General features: G+C 54.5%; 10 protein-coding genes. 3 read left to right on the top strand and 7 right to left on the bottom strand.

Annotated features, from left to right (window positions below; all coding sequences use genetic code 11):
* Positions 1-74: 74 nt before the first annotated feature.
* The 7 genes from QWJ10_RS16370 to QWJ10_RS16340 form a co-directional block, all read right to left on the bottom strand.
* On the bottom strand, positions 75-422 hold the full coding sequence (locus QWJ10_RS16370; RefSeq protein WP_019365612.1) for a DUF2934 domain-containing protein: 348 nt from the start codon (positions 420-422) through the stop codon (positions 75-77).
* Positions 422-3226 (bottom strand): malto-oligosyltrehalose synthase, encoded by a 2805-nt coding sequence (gene treY / locus QWJ10_RS16365; RefSeq protein WP_289928043.1) that lies wholly within the window; start codon positions 3224-3226, stop codon positions 422-424. The genes QWJ10_RS16370 and treY overlap by 1 nt, the downstream gene beginning before the upstream one ends.
* The gene (gene malQ / locus QWJ10_RS16360; RefSeq protein ID WP_289928041.1) at positions 3223-5298 is read right to left on the bottom strand and encodes a 4-alpha-glucanotransferase; all 2076 of its coding nucleotides are present in this window, start codon (positions 5296-5298) and stop codon (positions 3223-3225) included. The genes treY and malQ overlap by 4 nt, the downstream gene beginning before the upstream one ends.
* Positions 5295-7094 carry a malto-oligosyltrehalose trehalohydrolase gene (treZ, locus tag QWJ10_RS16355; protein WP_019365615.1) on the bottom strand — a complete coding sequence of 600 codons (1800 nt, stop codon included), beginning with the start codon at positions 7092-7094 and terminating at the stop codon, positions 5295-5297. The genes malQ and treZ overlap by 4 nt, the downstream gene beginning before the upstream one ends.
* A gap of 125 nt (positions 7095-7219) precedes the next feature.
* Positions 7220-8794 carry a glycogen synthase GlgA gene (gene glgA / locus QWJ10_RS16350; RefSeq protein ID WP_289928038.1) on the bottom strand — a complete coding sequence of 525 codons (1575 nt, stop codon included), beginning with the start codon at positions 8792-8794 and terminating at the stop codon, positions 7220-7222.
* A 346-nt stretch (positions 8795-9140) separates the two neighbouring features.
* The gene (locus QWJ10_RS16345) at positions 9141-10262 is read right to left on the bottom strand and encodes a mechanosensitive ion channel family protein (RefSeq protein WP_019365617.1); all 1122 of its coding nucleotides are present in this window, start codon (positions 10260-10262) and stop codon (positions 9141-9143) included.
* A 64-nt stretch (positions 10263-10326) separates the two neighbouring features.
* Positions 10327-10470 carry a hypothetical protein gene (locus QWJ10_RS16340; protein WP_010798360.1) on the bottom strand — a complete coding sequence of 48 codons (144 nt, stop codon included), beginning with the start codon at positions 10468-10470 and terminating at the stop codon, positions 10327-10329.
* Between the two features lie 453 nt (positions 10471-10923).
* Here QWJ10_RS16340 and QWJ10_RS16335 point away from each other — a divergent pair, with 453 nt between their 5' ends.
* From QWJ10_RS16335 to QWJ10_RS16325, 3 genes are all read left to right on the top strand, one after another.
* Positions 10924-12954: a PAS domain S-box protein gene (locus QWJ10_RS16335; RefSeq protein WP_289928037.1), complete on the top strand. Its 2031-nt coding sequence runs from the start codon at positions 10924-10926 to the stop codon at positions 12952-12954.
* A gap of 16 nt (positions 12955-12970) precedes the next feature.
* On the top strand, positions 12971-13627 hold the full coding sequence (locus QWJ10_RS16330; RefSeq protein ID WP_010798358.1) for a response regulator transcription factor: 657 nt from the start codon (positions 12971-12973) through the stop codon (positions 13625-13627).
* A gap of 85 nt (positions 13628-13712) precedes the next feature.
* Positions 13713-17696 carry an EAL domain-containing protein gene (locus QWJ10_RS16325; protein WP_289928035.1) on the top strand — a complete coding sequence of 1328 codons (3984 nt, stop codon included), beginning with the start codon at positions 13713-13715 and terminating at the stop codon, positions 17694-17696.
* Positions 17697-17846 lie beyond the last annotated feature (150 nt).

The following is a 17846-nucleotide window of genomic DNA, read 5'->3' as shown; positions in this document are numbered from 1 at the left end:
AGCCACATACCAAAGAGAAAAAGTGTTTACCCCTTCTGCTAGTAGCAGAAGGGGCAGAGACATTAAGGCAGGACTTACTCTTTAGGTACGGCCTTGGCACGCGGAGCACGGGGCTTCTTGGGCGCTGCAGCGGCAGCTGTAGTTTTTTCGACCGGAGGCTTTTCAGTCTTGGGCTTAACGGCTTCCTTGACCTTTTCGACCGCTTTTTCGGCCAGCGAGGCAGCCTTGGGCTTGGTTGCACGAGGCTTCTTGGGCTTGGCTACAGGCGCTGCTGCAGCTTCAGGCGCTACACCTTGCTGCTGCTCGGCTTCATAGAGCTTGGTAGCCATTTCCCAATGGCGATGCTCCTGATGAGCAGGGCGACCTTCGGACTCCCAAATCTGGTAGGCGAGCTGCTGAATGCGTTCGGTGCGTTGACTCATTATAATGTCTCTCCTTGTGACAGGTCTTGTGTAATCAATAAACCAAGAGGAAAGCTCGCAAGAAGCTCGCTTAATGAAAGTTCACTCTGTTTCACATGGACAGATGAATGGCTGAAAGTTTCCGTAAAAATTTGATCGATGAACTGTTTTGGCACTTTTACAGAGGTGTCCTGCCATGCTGATGCCTCAAAAGAGGGAGTGGGGTTCTCCCCAATGAAGCGCCAAACGCGTAGCGGTACAATAATGATAGCGGCCTTGCCCTGATACTCACGGGCGAATGCCAGCACGTGGCTCGCCTGTGCTCCCGAGACTTCCAGCGGTATGTACTGGCCCTTGAGAAACACATCCGCATGGGAGGTACGGGCCGCCAGGGTTCTTGCAATTACACTCTGCTTAACGCGGCCATTCTTCCAGCTGGAAAGCAGCTCTGCCGGGGCCTTGGCCTCTTTCAGCGCAGCGATGCGAGGCGGGTAATCCACCGGGCGGCGGTTGTCAGGCTCGACCAGACTCAGATCCCAGAAGTCACATCCCTGATAGAGGTCCGGTACACCGGGTGCGGTCATTCTAAGCACCGCCTGGGTCATGCCGTTCAGCGCACCTGCAGGAGCGATACGGGCTACCGTCTCGACAATTTCCTTACGAAGTGCCGCGCCTTTTTCACCGGTGATCAATTGTTCCAGGAAATTACGGCACGCTGCTTCGTATTCGGTATTAGGCGTCCACCAGTCTGACTCAAGCTTCTCTTCACGTAAGGCTTTTTCCTGCCAGGGCAGGAGACGGTCCAGATACGCCTGAAGCCCCTGCCTGTCATCGGCTGCCAGATCAAGCGGCCAGCTAGCCAGCAGGGTTTGGTAGAGCATCAGCTCATCACCCGGGGTAGGGGCAGGCTTGTCAGCAAAGGTTCCCCGCAGCGGTGAACCCATCTCCAACCAGCGGGTTGCAGCCTGGGTATAGAGATCAGCCATTTCGGAGATGACCGCGAGGCGTGCTCGTGTGTCTTCGCCGCGTTTGTGGTCATGGGTCGCGGTAGTCAGCATGTTGCGTGGGAACTGCTCGGACCGCAGCTTGCTGCTTGCATGGAACTCTTCTGTGCTCTGGCTGAAGTTCTGTGGGTCGAACCCTACATCGTTGCGCGAGAGCAGGGCGCCTGAGCGGTAACAGGAGGTGTCTTCCACGGCCTTGGCTGCAACGGGTGAGGTCAGCTGCTGGAACTTGGTAATAGCGCGACGCTGCTCGCGACGTGCCACGCTACCCACCGGCTGACGGCAGGGAGCCTTGCCACCCAACCATTCATGCAGCAGCTCCAGTACTGGTAGCTCGGCTTCCGAAAGATTGGGGCGCGCACCGTCTACGGCTTTCTGGAAGAACTTTTCATCCTCACCAGTAAAGCCGGCTGCGCTGGCGTAAGTGCGGTAAACCGGGAAGTAGGTAATCAGCTCAAGCAAGACGCGCCTAATGGAACCCAGGCTGATGTCACGGGTACGCCAGTCCTGCTGAGCCACAACATGCAAGGTATGCGCAGTGGATTCGAATTCACTGGCCAGTGCAGTGGTAACCACGAGGCGGCGCGCCTCACGAACTTCTTCCATGAAGTCGGCTGGGCGTCCGGTCTTTTCAGCCCAGAATTCGTTCAGAGGTTTTTCGCCGGCCGGATCATGCATAACCCCCGACACTTCGTTCATGAACTCATAGCCGGTGGTGCCGTCAATGCCCCAGTCGCCACGCAGGTGCTCGCCCTCGGCAAGGATCTTCTCCACATAGATGGGGAAGCCGCCTTCAGGCGTGCCGTTAGGACGGCTCTGGCAGATCGTATCGATCTGTCGACGCAGCTTACGGCAATAGCCACGGGGATTGGCCAGACCGTCGATATGGTCCAGGCGCAGACCGTCGATCAAGCCTTCGCCGATCAGTCGGAAAATCATGGCATGCAGCGCGTCGAAGACCTCGGGGCGCTCCATGCGCAGGCCACCCAATTCGGTGATATCGAAGAAGCGGCGCCAGTTGATATCGTCGGAAGCGGTACGCCAGCTTGCCAGGCGGTAATGTTGACGCTCCAGCAGCGCATGCAGACGCTCGTGATTGGCCGCGTCGCTTGCATCGAAAGCTGCCAGGCATTGGTCCAGCGCTGCCTTGACTACAGGGTTTTGACGAGCACTTTCTGCCAACTGGGTAACGGCCTCGTTGGCGCCTTCACGGTCACCCTCGCGGGCCTCGAACGCATCGGCAAACAGGCGCAACTCGGAGGCATCGCTTGCGCGTAGGATATCGGCGTAGGTAGGCGGTGAAATAGGGAAATGGTGCGCGTAGTACTCGACCCGGAAACCGTCTTTCTCATCAAATACCAGCTTCAACTCACCGGCCTGCAGGATGTCACCATAAGCGCCACCCAGGAAAGGCAGCAGTAGCTGACCATGCAATTCAGGGTCGGGGCTGTACCAGTTGATGTCGTAGAATTTGGCGTATGGGCTATGGCGTCCCCATTTGAGCACATCCAGCCACCACGCATTCTCCGATCCGCCCACGCTCATGTGGTTGGGTACAAAGTCGACGATCAGTCCCATGCCACGCTCGCGCAGACGGGCAACCAAACGGCGCAGGGCCTCTTCACCGCCCAGTTCAGGATTGACACGGGTAGGGTCCACAACGTCATAGCCGTGAACCGAGCCGGCTCTCGCCGTGGTGATGGGGGAGGCATAGATATGACTGATGCCCAGGTCGGCAAAATAATCGACCAGGGGAATGGCATCATCCAGGGTAAAGTCCTTGTGAAACTGCAGGCGAACAGTCGCGCGCACTGGGCTCATGATGAGTGGCTCTCCGCTTCTTGACGGGCTGCCGCCAGTAACTGCAGGCGACGCTTGGGGGTTTCGTTATTGAGTAGGGTGCTGGCCTGATCCGGCCAGCGACGGCGCCAATTGGGGTGGCTATCAATGGTGCCGGGCAGGTTGGCTTGTTCTTCCAGGCCCAGCGCATCTTCAACCGGCAGGATAACCAGTGGTGCCGGGGTTTTACCGATATGGCTTATGCAGGCATCTACAGCCGCTTTGGCACTGTCAAGGCTGGTGTCTTTCAGGCCCAATGTCTTGGCCAGGCGCTGGCGATCCTCTACACGCTTCTGCTTTTCTTTTTCTTCGGTAGTGTCTTCCGCCAATTGTTCCAGACGGGCCTGCCACTCGATATCACGCGCGATCCACCAGCCAGTCATGGTAGGAAGATCGTGCGTCGTGGTCATGGCGATGGAGGTGTTGTTCCAATCCTCGATCTCTTTGAAGTTCTGGTCTTCGTCGCGCTCAAACATCAGCACTTGCATGCCCATGATGGACTTTTCCATCAGGCGCTCACGAAACCCTTCCGGTACGGTGCCCAGGTCTTCACCCATGACAATGCATTCGTTACGCCAGGACTCGAGAGCCACTAGACGAAGCATGTCTTGAATGGGATAAGACAGATAGGCGCCATCGGCCGGTGAGGCGCCCTCGGGCACCAGCCACAGTCGTTGCAGACCCATCACATGGTCGATACGTACACCGCCTGCGTGGGCAAAATTCGCCTTGAGCATTTCAAGAAATGCCCGAAAGCCATGACGCTGCAAGCCTGAGGGTGAGAATGCAGAAATTCCCCAGCCCTGGCCGCGCTGGTTGAGCAGATCAGGTGGCGCTCCTACGCTGACGGATGACAGCAGCTCTTCCTGGCGGCTCCATGCCTGACTGCCGCCGCCATCGGCGCCTACGGCAATATCAGCGACAAGGCCGATTTTCATACCTGACGCTTGGGCAGCCTTTTGCGCGCTTTCCAGGCCGCGGGCGGCCAGCCACTGCGTGAACGCGTAAAACTCCACGTCTTGTGCATGGGTTTCCGCAAACGTGGCGACGGCAGGGTTTTGAGGATCCTGATATTCCTTTGGCCAGTGCTGCCAGCTGGGCGCCGCGGTACCATGGGCAAAGGATGCGTGTAGCGCTTCGAACCGGCAGTGGTTTTCCAGCGCTTCGCCACCCTGTTGGCGGAAGGCCTTGAAATCATCCTGCAACTCACCGCTTTTCACGCGGAAGTCCATGTGCAGCGCCCTGAGTACACGCAGGCGAGTCTTGGCCACGGCAGGCCAGTCGACCATCTCCAGTCCTTCCAGGCGGGACCACTCCTGCGCCAGACCAGTCTTGTCCAAGGCGTGCTGTAGCGCTTCCTCACCCAGAATCGCGGCAGGAGAAGCATTCAGAATATTGAGAAACATCCGGCTGGAGGGTGAATAGGGGCTGTAACGATTGCCGTCAGCACTGAACATGGCATGCAGCGGGCTGATAGCAACCGCATCGGCGCCCAGCTCTGCCGCCGAGCGGACAAACTCTTCCAGCGCTTTCAGATCACCTAGGCCACCGTCCCCGGGACGACGCAGGCTATACACCTGCACGGCCAGGCCCCAGGTTCGCGGTTCGGGTTTACCCAGGGCATCGGCAATGCTGTAGCAGCGCTCGGGTGCGATCGCTAGGGTGACCTGCTGTTCACCTATTTTAAGGGTGTGATAGCCCATGGTGTCGATGGGTGCGAGTTGGCCGTTCCCGTCCACCTTGCCGGTCACGCTGCTACCCGATTCAAGGGTAAGCGCATAGGTCTGTCCAGCCTTGAACTGACCTGTCCAGCCGACAGGCTTGTTGCAGTCTCCGGTAATGAGGGGAGGAAGGTTTTCGCTGTCTTCCAGCTCATCCAGTTTGGCCAGGCTGGCCTTGATGTCCGCCTCCGAATCTGCGGGCAAGCCAAGTGCGGCGAGCAGACTACACAAGGCCTCATCCGATACCTGTTGAGGCGTGCCGTCATAGGCATCCCAGTGAATGGAGATGCCAGCTTTTTCTGCCAGTGCGTGCAGTTGGTCAGAATCGTTCATTGAGCATCCTCCAGCCAGGCGAAGGCGGTATGTCCAGCCAGTTGGCCTTGTTCGCGCGTGGAGAGACCATTGTCCATGCTGGCGAAGAGCAGTCGACCCGGTTGCTTGGCATCGACAGAAACGGCTTGCTCGCTCAGGTTGATTTCCAACGTAAGGCGGGCACCATCACCCAGCGTCCAGCAGGCGGTGACCGCCTTTTCGCCTAACGCTTTAGCCTCTGCCGGACGAGCACCAGGCAGACGCGGAATAATCTCCTGATGGCGAATCTCGAGAAGCTTTTTGTATAGCCCGACCCACAAGGCATGATCTGGCTGGTCCGCTTCTCCAAAATTGGGCTTCGAATCTTCAAAGGTGGTAACCGCATTAGGGTCCGGGATCTTTTCCCGGTTTTCTTCATGGGTGAAAAATTCGAAATCCTTGAACTCGTTGCGGCGACCGTCTCTTACCAGCTTGGCTAACTCTTCGTTATGACTGGTAAAGAACAGGAAGGGCTGCCGGCTACCCCATTCCTCACCAATGAAGAGCAGTGGAATCATGGGGCTGAGCAGCAAGAGAGTCGTAGCGGCTTTTAGAGCATTCTCTGGGGCGAGAAGTGTCAGGCGCTCACCAAGGGCACGGTTGCCAATCTGGTCGTGGTTCTGCAGGAAGATGACAAAGGCCGTTGGTTGCAGATGGCTGCTCGGCTCCCCGCGCCCCTTGCCGTGGCGAGTGTCTTCGCCCTGGTAGATAAAGCCCTCGCTCAGGCAACGAACCAGCTTGGCAGTGGCGTCTTGGGTAAAGTCCTGGTAGTACCCTTCGTTCTCACCGGTAATCATGGGATGAATCACATTGTGCCAGTCATCCGCCCACTGCCCATCGTAATGTACGCCGCCCAGGAGGGAGGCGGTGTTGTCCTCGTTTTCCAGAACGAGATGCACATGGCGACCCGGCTCGACCGTTGAGCGAATCTCGTCTGCCATTTCCATGAGGAAACCCTTGTCACCAATGGCATGGACCGCATCGAAGCGCAGACCGTCGAAGCGGTATTCCATCAGCCACATCAAGGCATTGTCCTTGAAGTAGCTGCGTACGGCCTGTTGACGGAAGTCAATGGCTGCACCCCAGGGCGTGTGGATGTCTTCACGGAAGAATTTTTCGGCGTAGGCGTGCAGGTAGTTGCCGTCCGGGCCGAAGTGGTTATAGACCACATCAAGGAACACCATAAGACCATGCTCATGGGCCGTATCGATCATGGCCTTGAGATCTTCAGGCGTGCCGTAGGAGGATTCCACGGCGTAGGGCAGCACACCGTCATAACCCCAGTTGCGACCGCCAGGGAATTCGCTCAACGGCATCAGCTCGATGGCCGTGACCCCGAGTGCAGCCAGCTTGGGCAGAATATCTGCAACGCCTTTGAATCCACCCAGCGTACCGACATGGACTTCGTAGATAACACTCTCATGCCAGGGACGGCCGCTCCACTCGGTATGACGCCATTCATAGGTATGCGGATCAATGACAATGCTGGCCTCATGTACGTCACCCGCCTGGGCCCGGGACGCAGGATCGGGAACCAGAAGGTCACCGATACGATAGCGGTAGCGTGTGCCGACACCACAGGCGGCTTCAGCGCTGAACCAACCCCCATCGAGGGCTTGCATGGGAACAATCATGCCGCCATCGAGCACTACGTCGACAGCCGTGGCGCTGGGGGCCCAGAAACAGAATTGGGTACGATTGTCGGAGAGAAGAGTGGCGCCAGCCGTGCATTGCCAGGCGTAGCGGTTATTTTTGGACGGGCGTGACAAGTCCTTCATGCGTTCTGTCTCCCAGTGGAGGGCAGGGTAAGGCACGTGGGTGCAGGTTCGGTTTGTGGTGCGCGCTCCCGCCATGAAGGCGGGAGTGTTCTTTCTATGACCAGAAAGATGGCGCTAAAGTTGAATCAGATCGCAGCTTGTTCCTGACGAACTTTAGAAAGCAGCGATTGATAGAGCTCATCGTACGGCTGAGCGCTCTGAGACCAGTAGAACGGGCCGTTCATGGCGCGTCGACGCATAGCTTGCAACAGATCCTTACGCTCGAACACTTCGAACGCACGATCAATAGATTTCGTGTAGCTCTCCAGGGTGTGCCTGTCGAACAGGAAACCGGTAACACCGTCTTCGATACTGTCTGCCAGACCACCTGTACGGCGTGCAATTGGCAGAGAGGCAAAGCGCTGCGCATACATCTGGCTCAAGCCACAAGGCTCGAAGCGAGAGGGCATCAGCAGGAAGTCGCTGCCTGCGAACATGCGGCGAGCTTCGGTCTCGCAGAAACCTACGTGTACACCAACGCGACCCTTATAGCGCTTGGACAGCTCATTCACCGCGCGCTCGACCGCAGGTTCTCCGCAGCCAATGATCACCAGCTGACCGCCACGGGAAATAATGTGGTCAACTGCTTCAATGGTCAGATCGATACCTTTTTGGTGCACCAGACGGGAAACGACCGCGAACAAGGGGCCTTCAGAGACTTCAAGACCGAAATTTTCACGGATACGCTCTGCGTTGGCCTGCTTGCCTGTCCAGTCATAGGGAGAAAAGCTCTGGCACAGGTGTGGGTCATTGCAAGGATCCCAGCCCTCGTCGATTCCGTTGAGGATTCCAGACAGCTTGCCCTGCCTGGCCTTGACCTGAAGCAGACCTTCCAGCCCACAACCAAACTCAGGTGTGGTGATTTCCTTGGCATAAGTCTGACTTACCGTCGTAATGTGACTGGCGTAGCTCAAGCCTGCTTTGAGAAAGGAAATCTTGCCGTAATACTCAAGGCCGTCAATGGAAAACGCTTCGGCTGGGATACCGAGGTCTGCCATGCAGTAACGGGGGAACACGCCTTGATAGGCCAGGTTGTGAATGGTCATCACTGATGGTGTCTTCAGTCCGCGCCATTGCACATAACCTGCGGCCAGGCCTGTCTGCCAGTCATTCAGGTGCAGGAGATCAGGGCACCAGCGAATGGACGCCGTACCTGCCGCCAGATCCGCTGCCGCCGAAGCCAGTCGACCAAAGCGGATATGGTTGTCGACCCAGTCGGCACCATGGGTATCGGCATAAGGTGTGCCCGGACGCTCATAGAGTTCGGGGCAGACCAACACATAAATCACGAGACCGTCTTCCTGATCGACACGGGCGATGTCGCAGGCAGGCATGGCAGCCAGTGCCGGAATACGTCCGACAATCTGCATTTCGTCGCGGATGGCATCCATGACAGGACGATAGCCGGGAATAAGAACCCGGACGTCATGTTTGGAGGACAACGCGCGTGGCAGGGCAGCGGAGACTTCTCCCAGGCCGCCAGCTTTTACGAAATCGGTAATCTCGGGTGTTACGAACAAAATACGCTTACGTGTTTCAACGACTGAGCTCAGCTTGAGCTGGCGCTCGTCGGTTTGAGTAGGGAAGCGATTGGCATTGCGCACTTCTGCTGAGTTCGCAGCTACAAGCGTTTCAAATTTCCCCACAACGGCATTTGCCATATTGCGCTCCCAAAAAGCAGTAATGACTGAGGTTTGCCCAATGAACGCTTCTCGTCGAAGCCGACATACCGATCAAAAACGTCCACAGCCATGCTGCTTACAGCCCCCTGGCGACGTCCCCCTGTAAGGGACTGGACAAAGGGCATTGCAAGGTTGCGCCCGATAGTCCAGTCTGCATAAAAGATGACCTGCGCCAGCTCGCCTAAGTTTCCTGGTTGGGTATGCACATTTGACGAACGTGCTAGAACCGTGCCGCTTCTGGCTGGTTTGAAATAAAGCACGCGCCTGCAGCTTTAGCGAAGATCATTACAATTACGCGACAGTACTCTGCGTAATCGCCTTAAATTCAGATTTCAGGCTGTCTAGCTGGCGTGTTGTGCATTTCGTCGGATACTGAATGAGGCCGTTTGATTTGCGTACCCACTTCCGCCCGCAGCTGAGGCAAACACTCGGGAAATTCCCGATTTACGAAGGCAATCAGACGCTCACGTACATGGCAGCGTAGATCCCAGTTCTTAGACGAGTCTGGAGAAGTAACGAGGACGCGTAACTGTATGGCTCTGTCCGAAGCATCCGTGACTTGCAAGACGCATACACGGCCATCCCACAAATGGGGCACTTCGTTGCACACACGCTCCAATTCAGCGCGTATCGGCTCCATCGGAAGTGAATAGTCCACCCACATGAAGACCGATCCCATGAGGCTGGAATTGGTGCGGGTCCAATTCTGAAAAGGCTTCTCGATAAAGTACTGCAGGGGTACTACCAAGCGACGATCATCCCAGATCCGCACCACGACATAGGTTCCGGTAATCTCTTCAACCCGGCCCCACTCACCCTCGACGATCACAACATCATCAATCCGAATGGGTTGGGTCACGGCAATCTGCAGACCGGCAATGAGATTGCCCAGTACAGGGCGTGCGGCGATACCCGCCACGATACCGGCCACACCAGCGGAAGCGAGCAGACTAGCGCCGATTTGCCTGACCTCTGGAAAGGTCATCAACATAGAGGACAGGCCTACCAGAAAGACGACAAAACCCAGGCTGCGCACCATGACGCGCGTCTGGGTCTGGATACGTCTGGCGCGAAGGTTATCTTCGATATTGACCGGGTGACGAATGGAAATGGTCGCGCCAATGGCTTTTACGCACCGTAAACCCAACCAGGTAAACGCAGCGATTGTGATCAGAGCCGTCAGGTGCCTTAAGCCACCAATTAGGGGCAGGGTGTCAGGCGCTGAACCCAATACACCTTGCAAAGCTATCAGCGGAATCAGCAGCCGGGCAGGGCGCTCGGAGTAGCGGATCAGTGTCTGGGCCAGCAAAAAAGGGCGCGCGATTCGTTTAAGTACGGTGGATATAACCAGTACGGCAATACTGGCGATCGCCATCGAAACACATGCCGCTACCAGAGTAGCCAGCCACGGAGAGGAGAGAAATGTCGACCAGTCGATGGACATCATCCAGAGTCCTTAGGAATCAAAAAGCCGCGAAGCGCGGCTTTATCGGCTGATTCAGTCGGTGGGTTTAAAGCGAAGTAGGGCTTTCAGGCGGAAGGGGGGTGTTATCAACACTACCGGCATCAGCGTCGTTAGCGGCTTGAATAGTTTGAATACGTGCCACAGCAGACACATTGCGCGCATAGCTGCGGGTGATATCGATGATCATCATGGCATCTCACCTCAATGCTGCAAGGAATTTGGACTTGGTGGCGCTGATGATTCAGCGCTTGTCAATTCCGACTGGGCTTCTCGGGCTCTGGTTCCCCAGCCTCCCGGCTAGAGCGGCTTTAGCAGCTGAACGGTCATCAAACAAGTAGTAATACCAGCCTATATAAGAAACGGATGCCAACAATCCCAGCTCGTTTGAACACGCCATACGTAATTATTGAGAAGAAAGTAATGAATCGTTTCAGCTATAGACGTAAAGCTTATCAAGGAAAGGCCGACATCCTTATGGAAAGGCTTGGCTGATGACAGTTTCAAGGGATATGCAGCGTCGATTTACTTAGCCAAACGGCCATTCAGTGCTACTAGTTAAATAAGCACCTCGTGTTGAGGCGAGTCACTTGAATAGGTAATCCGTCCTTTGATGTTTATGCGTTCATCCGATATTGACACCCAAGTGTCGTCCTCTCGAAATATCCTGCTGTCAGCCCCATGGCGACTGGTTCTGATATATACCGTAGTGGGTGTCCTTTGGATCGTAGGTACGTCCTTTGTCATTGAGACATTAAAGCTTCCTGAATGGAGCTATACGCTTCGCGGGCTGCTATTTACCTTGTTTACGGCCATCACGGGATGGTGGTTTATCAAGCGGCTGACTCAAATTGCAATTCAGACCCAGCGACTGATCAGCCAGTCGGAAGGCGATTACCGAGCGTTATTCGAAATCCATCCAGCACCCATGTGGCTCTATGACAAGCACAGTCTGCTTATCATCAAGGCAAATGAGGCGGCTCACAGGACTTATGGTTACACCAGTGCTCAATTTGCCCAGCTGAAGATCACTGACTTGTACGCACCCAGTGATAGGGATGAAGTTAAAAATCGCACCCATAAAAACGGTATTAACAGTCAGCGTCTTTCTGGCATTCGCAAGCATATCAATCAATCCGGCAATTCCATGGATGTAGATGTGCTTTGCCATGAGCATATTTTCAAACATGAACCTTACGGGCTTCTGATGGCACAAAACGTCAGTGCCCATTTCGAGCTTGAGAAAAAGCTGGCCAATAGCTTGAGGCAGCTTGAGCTGGCCCAGCATATCGGCATGATGGGTTATTGGGAGCGGGATCTAAAAGACCAGTCGATTCGCTGGTCGCCTGAGATTTATTCAATCCTCAACCTGGACCCCAGACAGGAAGAACTTACCTTCGAGCGCTTTCTTTCTCTTATTCACCGGGATGATCGAGCGCGCATGGCCAAGATATATCATGAGGCGGCTTCGGTAGGGCAGACCACTCATGAGTATCGGGTTACTCCAAATAATGGAGAGCTTCGCTACGTGTTTGAGCGTACTCAACTCATAGGAAATGAACAGGGAGTCGCTCGAACACTGTTCGGGACGTTTATTGATGTATCCGAAATCAAGGTGGCCGAGCAGGCACTGGCTAGGCAGCAGAAGCGATACGAGCACATGGTCGATAGCCTTCCTGAAGGTGTACTGATCATCCATCAGAGGCGTGTTACATACGCCAATAAAGCCGCCTGCCATATGTTCGCCGAACATTCAGGTGCGCGGTTACGGGCGCTGGATATCGGGCTGTGTTTCCATCCGGATCATCGGGAGCGCGAGATGGACCGCCTTGATGCCTTGCATAAAGGTCTGACGCAAGAGCAGACATTCAGGCATATCACATTATTACGGCTGGACGGCTCAGAATTCGAGGCTGAATTGGCTGAAATTATTCTTGAAGAGCATGGACACCGTGACGTGCAGTTGCTTGTTCGGGATATCAGTCAAGCCTCTCAGATGCGGCGGGACCTGGAGGTAGCCAATAAGAGCTTGCAACGTCTGTCCCAGCGACTGATCGAGGTGCAGGAGTTTGAGCGCCGACAGCTGGCCCGCGATCTGCATGATGATATTGGGCAGCAGCTCACAGGCATCAAGCTGCACCTGCAACGACTTGTTCGCAAACTCGACCATGAATCTGAAGTCAAAACATTAGCCACCGACCTTGGCCAAAGCGTAAATGATGCTCTGGCCAAGGTGAAAAGCCTCTCGTTGTCCCTTCATCCTCTACAACTTGAAACACTAGGACTTGAAGCTGCCGTGCGGTGGCATCTGTCCCAATTTCTAGGGGCTACGTCTACTCAATGGGAGCTGAATGTTGAAGGGACGTTGGATAACCTGTCAGCCGACATGGCGGTTGTCGCGTTCAGAATCATTCAGGAGGCCGTGAACAATGTAGCTAAGCATGCGCAGGCGGCTTCCATAAGGATCACCTTAAGTCATGACGTCGAAGGGCTAAGATTAGAGATATTGGATGATGGTTGCGGATTTGATGTCAGCAGTGCGTCTCAGGGGGCCAGAAGTCTGGGGCTTACCAGCATGCATGAGCGGGTGGCTTCTTTAAACGGGAAGGTCAGGATCTCAAGCATATCGGGCGTAGGCACACGTATCACAGCGGTTCTGCCTGTTGCGATTAATTGATGAAAGGAGAATGAGCTTGGTAACCCGTGTAGCGCTCGTTGATGATCATGCCTTGATTAGGGCTGGGCTGCGGTCTTTGGTCGAAGACCAGCCTGGCTATGAGGTTGTGGCGGAGGGAGGAGATGGCTCCGATGTAGAAAGTATTCTGCGGGAGCATAAACCTGACATCTTATTATTGGATATCAGCATGAAGCACCTTAGTGGTCTCGATGCGCTACGCCAATGGCGTGAACAGTATCCAGATGTTCAGATTCTTATGCTTTCCATGCATGCTACACCTGACTATGTTCTGGCTGCGTTACGCCTAGGTGCGCGGGGCTATCTGCTCAAGGATGCGGCTGCACAGGAGCTAGACCTTGCTTTGCAAGCCCTAGCCCGTAACGAGTCGTATTTAAGTCCTGGCATTGCCCAGACCGTTATTCAGTCCGCTATCGTCGAAGGCCGGCCACGCGAGAGTAGTAGCGGCGGTTCGGTATTGACGCCCAGGCAAACAGAAATCTTGCGTTTGATTGCACGTGGTTGCTCGACACGGGATATCGCTCAGGGCCTTGGACTCAGTGTAAAAACCGTAGATACCCATCGCTCGCAAATCATGGACCGCCTTAATCTGCATGATGTGCCCTCGCTGGTTTTATACGCTGTACGTAAAGGCTTGATAAGCCCTGAGGATTAACAGCCTATTGGCTTAGGGAATTCCCTGATAGTCAAGGTAGCGCAAGTTTCGCACACTAGGTCACTGGCTATTGAAAGAGTGCCCTATGTCTTCATTTTCATCCCAAGCTGATCGTTTCCTGGAGCATTATCTCTCACGTCATAATGCTTCAGACGCACCTTCTGCTTTGTTTTCAGTGTCCTACTCGTGGGCGCTCTGCTTGGGCGTTTCCATGGTCAGTCTCCTTTGCCTGGGCCTTGGCCGGCTAGAGGTTGCGTTACTGGTCTGGGGATGCGCGCTGACAATGGCCACGGTAAAGCGTCTGGCTTGGCAAGCGTTCAGCGTTTGCGGGCTGGTTACCCTTGTAGGGTGTCTGGTCTGGTATGTCATTGATCCCCACCCCTACGATATCGATATTCATCTCGTGATCGTTTGCGGGTTGGTTATTTCGGTCAGCTATCTTTCGGGGAAGGTGGCTCGGCTGAAGACAAGACTCAAACAGCAGCACATACACAACCACTTGTTGGCGCAGTTCAGTTCGATCCTTACCCAGTCGCCTGACGTATGCCTTAAAGAGATTGACTTGAGCGGTCGTCTTTTAAGCATGAACGACCAGGGTCGATTGCTCATGGAAGTTTGCAATTCCGAGCAGGTCCACGGCGCGGATTGGTTGAGCTTCTGGAAAGACGAATGGGCTCAAAAGGCGCGTCAGGCATTTGATCAGGCCTGTTTGGGCATGCCGGGGCGTTTTGTTGGCCAATGTGACACCCTCAACGGCACATCCAAATGGTGGGATGTACTGGTCCTGCCTGTCCGTGGGCAGCAGGGGCAGATCGAGACGATATTGGCGTTCTCTTGGGACATTACCGAAGCTCAGCGTAACGCTGCCAAGCTTAAAAATACCCACGATGAATTTGATGCCCTTCTGAATAACCTTGATGAAGGAATGTATCGGCTCGATCAGGAGTGGCGTTTCATTCAGGTCAATGAGATGGCTGAGGTCCTGCTCAGGCGCACACGAAAAGAGCTATTGGGCGCTTACATTTGGGACCTTTACCCAGAGGATGAAGATCGGGAACTCGGTTCGGCTTATCGGGATGTAATGTATTCCGGTTTCCCTCGTCATTTCGAATTTTATTTTCGGCCTTTTCAGCAATGGCATCGTGTCAGCGCCTATCCGCGGCCTAACGGTATCACGGTGTTCTTTAGCAACATCACCTCGGATGTCGCCAGCGTCCAACAGAGCCAGACAACAGAAACTCGCCTGCGGTTGGCTCAGGAAATTGGTCGTTTCGCTGATTGGCAATTCGATCTGGCCTCGCGTGAACTTATGTTGTCCGAGCAGGCGATACAGCTCCTGAATATCTCCATGGAGGCAGGTGGCTCGCATCAGGATGAGTTGATGAAGCATTTGCATCCTGATGATCGTCTGGGTCTGGTTTCAGCGCTGCTGGATTTGACCGAGGGAAAAGCTTCCTTGAGTGTCTCTTTACGTCTCAAGCACGTCGGGCGGTCGGGAACATGGAGAAACTTTCAATTTGCAGGCGTGGTGCTCCGCCCTAAAGCTCATCCCCAAGGCCTTTTGGTCGGTTGCATGCAGGATGTGTCCTTGCAGAAGCATCGCGAGCAGCGCCTGATTCAGGCGGAAGCCTTTACACGCAGTATTCTTGATGCACTACCTCAGTTGGTATGTGTATTGGACGAAGCCGGTACTGTAATTACCGTCAATCAGGCGTGGACCCAGTTTATTGATACCCATCCCGCCCAGTGGGACTGGCCGGATGCTGGAACGAATTACCTGAAATTCTGTGCAGGTATGGCAGGCCGGGGTGGGGCCGTGGCGCAGACTATTTTGGCTAAACTCCAGTCTCTGCTAGATGGAGAAGGTGATCCTTTCAGCCTGGAGTTCAAAATGGACTTGGGGGATGAGGTTCGCGTCTTCAAGATGTTTGCCCTGCTGATGGACACTGAGCAGAAGCAATTACTTATTGTGCATGAGGATGTCACCGAAACGGCTCGTCTTCAGCGAACGCTAAATACTCAGGCCCAACGGCTCAAGTTGATTTACGAAGGCTCGAGCGATGGGTTGTGGGAGTGGATCCCGCAGCGTAAAGCGCTTTACCTGTCCGAGCGTTTCATTGAATTGATAGCAAGCATCCCTGATGAGCATCAACCGTTTCCACAGTGGTTGATTGAACAGACTCATCCCGATGAGACCGAGGCGTTGGTATCTATGCTTGAGTGCCATCTGGTGCACGACGCGCCATTTGATATCGAGCTGCGTCTGCAAACGGCTATGGGCTGGCATTGGTTCAGGATCCGTGGCAAGGCCGAGCGGGAAGGGGAGGTACTGGTGCGCTTCGCAGGATCGCTGATGGATATCGATTTTCAGCGAGACCTTTTAGCTCAGCTTCAAGAAAGTGAAGCTCGTTTCAGGGAAATGGTTGAATATCTTCCTCATGTCTTCTGGGTATATGACATTTCCAAGGAAAAAGTCAGCTATGTAAGCCCAGCCTTCCAGAAAATATGGGGACATTCTCCTGAGTTGCTATACGAGAACGCGACACAATGGATCAGCCTTGTCCATCAGGATGATCAGCCATTGGTTGAGCGCTTTCATCAAGAAGTGATCTGGCATCACCGGTCTGCTGAGGTCGAGTACCGCTCAGTCGATGCCAACGGTAAACTTTTGTGGGTCCGTAATAAGGCTTTTCCATTTCCGAACGCCCAAGGAGAGGTTGCTCGTATTGTGGGTATCGCCGAAGACATCACCGAGGCGCGTACCTACCAGGAACAACTTTATGCGGCTGCGCATTTCGATAGTTTAAGTGGGTTACCCAACCGAGTCATGTTCCATAAACGTCTGGAAGAACAATGTGTTCAGGCTGGAAAGGGTAATCGCGAGTTCTCGGTACTCTTCATTGGGCTTGATCGTATCAAGTGGGTTCAGCAATGCCTGGGTCAGCGTATACGGGATGAATTGGTCAATCAGGTTTCCGAGCGTTTCCAGACCGTACTAGGCGCAAGGGGCTACCTTGCCAATCTAGCCAGCGATGAATTTGCGGTACTGTTGAGCCGAGAGGAGGAAATGGCGCATGTGCATGATGTTATCAAGGCCTTGCTTCAGTCGCTTGATGAGCATTTCTTACTGGCGACAGAATCGATCCGGCTGACAGGTTGCATCGGTGTAGCTCAGTATCCACTGGATGGCGACACGGCCGAGCAATTGATCAAGAACGCCAATGCTGCCGTGTACGCCGTACAGAAAGCTGGGCGCAATGGGTATCAATTCTTCAACCAAGGATTGCTCAAGCACAGCTTCGATACGCTTAAGCTTGAAGCTGAACTTAGTCGTGCGATCGATCAAAACGAGTTCGTTCTGTATTACCAGCCCAAAGTGGATATGGCTAATCAACAGGTATGTGGCGCCGAGGCCCTGATTCGCTGGGAACATCCAGCTCATGGTCTCCTTAGTCCGCTACGGTTCATTTCATTGCTTGAGGAAACCGGCCTGATCGTGCCCGTTGGGCTCTGGTGTATCGACCAGGCTCTGGCGCAACTGGCTGAGTGGCAATCAAGGGGGCTAGGCCATTTTGTAGTAGCGGTGAACCTGTCGCTTCGCCAGCTGCAGCCCGACCTATGCGAGCAAGTGCGAGCCAGTTTGAAGCGACATGGTATCGAGCCGGGCTGCTTGGAACTGGAACTTACCGAGTCCATCATGCCTGAGGCAGGCAGCGAGTCGAGCGCCATCATCAATGATCTAAAAACGTTGGGCGTCCGGATAGCGGTGGACGACTTCGGTACGGGTTATTCGACCTTGGGAAGTTTGCGTTCCTTTGTGCCGGACACACTCAAGATTGATCGATGCTTTCTTAACGAGATGGCCAGCAATGCTTCTGATCGTGCCATTGTGAAAAGCGTTATTGAGATGGCTCACGCCTTGTCGATGACGGTTGTGGCCGAAGGTGTCGAGTCGCTGGAGCAACAACGGTTACTAGAGGAACTGCATTGTGATCAGATGCAGGGTTTCTTGATCAGTCCGCCGATTGACGCCGTTATTTTTGAGGAAAAGCATATTGCCATTAGGTAAATGACTTAGTTCTTTCAGCTTGTTGTGTCATAGAGCCGCTCCGCTGTAGAGCGGCTTTTTTTTGAGCTTACGGCGTGGCAGGCCTTCGATTCTGCCATCCATCCTGAAACTTTAGCCGCTCGGTGGCTTAGATGTTTCAGGTTTTTTCCT

Source organism: Pseudomonas sp. WAC2, assembly GCF_030403525.1.
GTDB classification, from domain to species: Bacteria; Pseudomonadota; Gammaproteobacteria; order Pseudomonadales; family Pseudomonadaceae; genus Chryseomonas; species Chryseomonas luteola.
The sequence above is the reverse complement of the archived record's forward strand: the minus strand, read 5'-3'. Positions and strand labels throughout refer to the sequence as shown.

Coding starts and splice junctions, on each gene's coding strand:
- QWJ10_RS16370 (WP_019365612.1), bottom strand. CDS start 422: ATGAGTCAACGCACCGAACGCATTCAGCAGCTCGCCTACCAGATTTGG.
- QWJ10_RS16325 (WP_289928035.1), top strand. CDS start 13,713: ATGTCTTCATTTTCATCCCAAGCTGATCGTTTCCTGGAGCATTATCTC.
- malQ (WP_289928041.1), bottom strand. CDS start 5,298: ATGAACGATTCTGACCAACTGCACGCACTGGCAGAAAAAGCTGGCATC.
- treZ (WP_019365615.1), bottom strand. CDS start 7,094: ATGAAGGACTTGTCACGCCCGTCCAAAAATAACCGCTACGCCTGGCAA.
- treY (WP_289928043.1), bottom strand. CDS start 3,226: ATGAGCCCAGTGCGCGCGACTGTTCGCCTGCAGTTTCACAAGGACTTT.
- glgA (WP_289928038.1), bottom strand. CDS start 8,794: ATGGCAAATGCCGTTGTGGGGAAATTTGAAACGCTTGTAGCTGCGAAC.
- QWJ10_RS16340 (WP_010798360.1), bottom strand. CDS start 10,470: ATGATGATCATCGATATCACCCGCAGCTATGCGCGCAATGTGTCTGCT.
- QWJ10_RS16345 (WP_019365617.1), bottom strand. CDS start 10,262: ATGATGTCCATCGACTGGTCGACATTTCTCTCCTCTCCGTGGCTGGCT.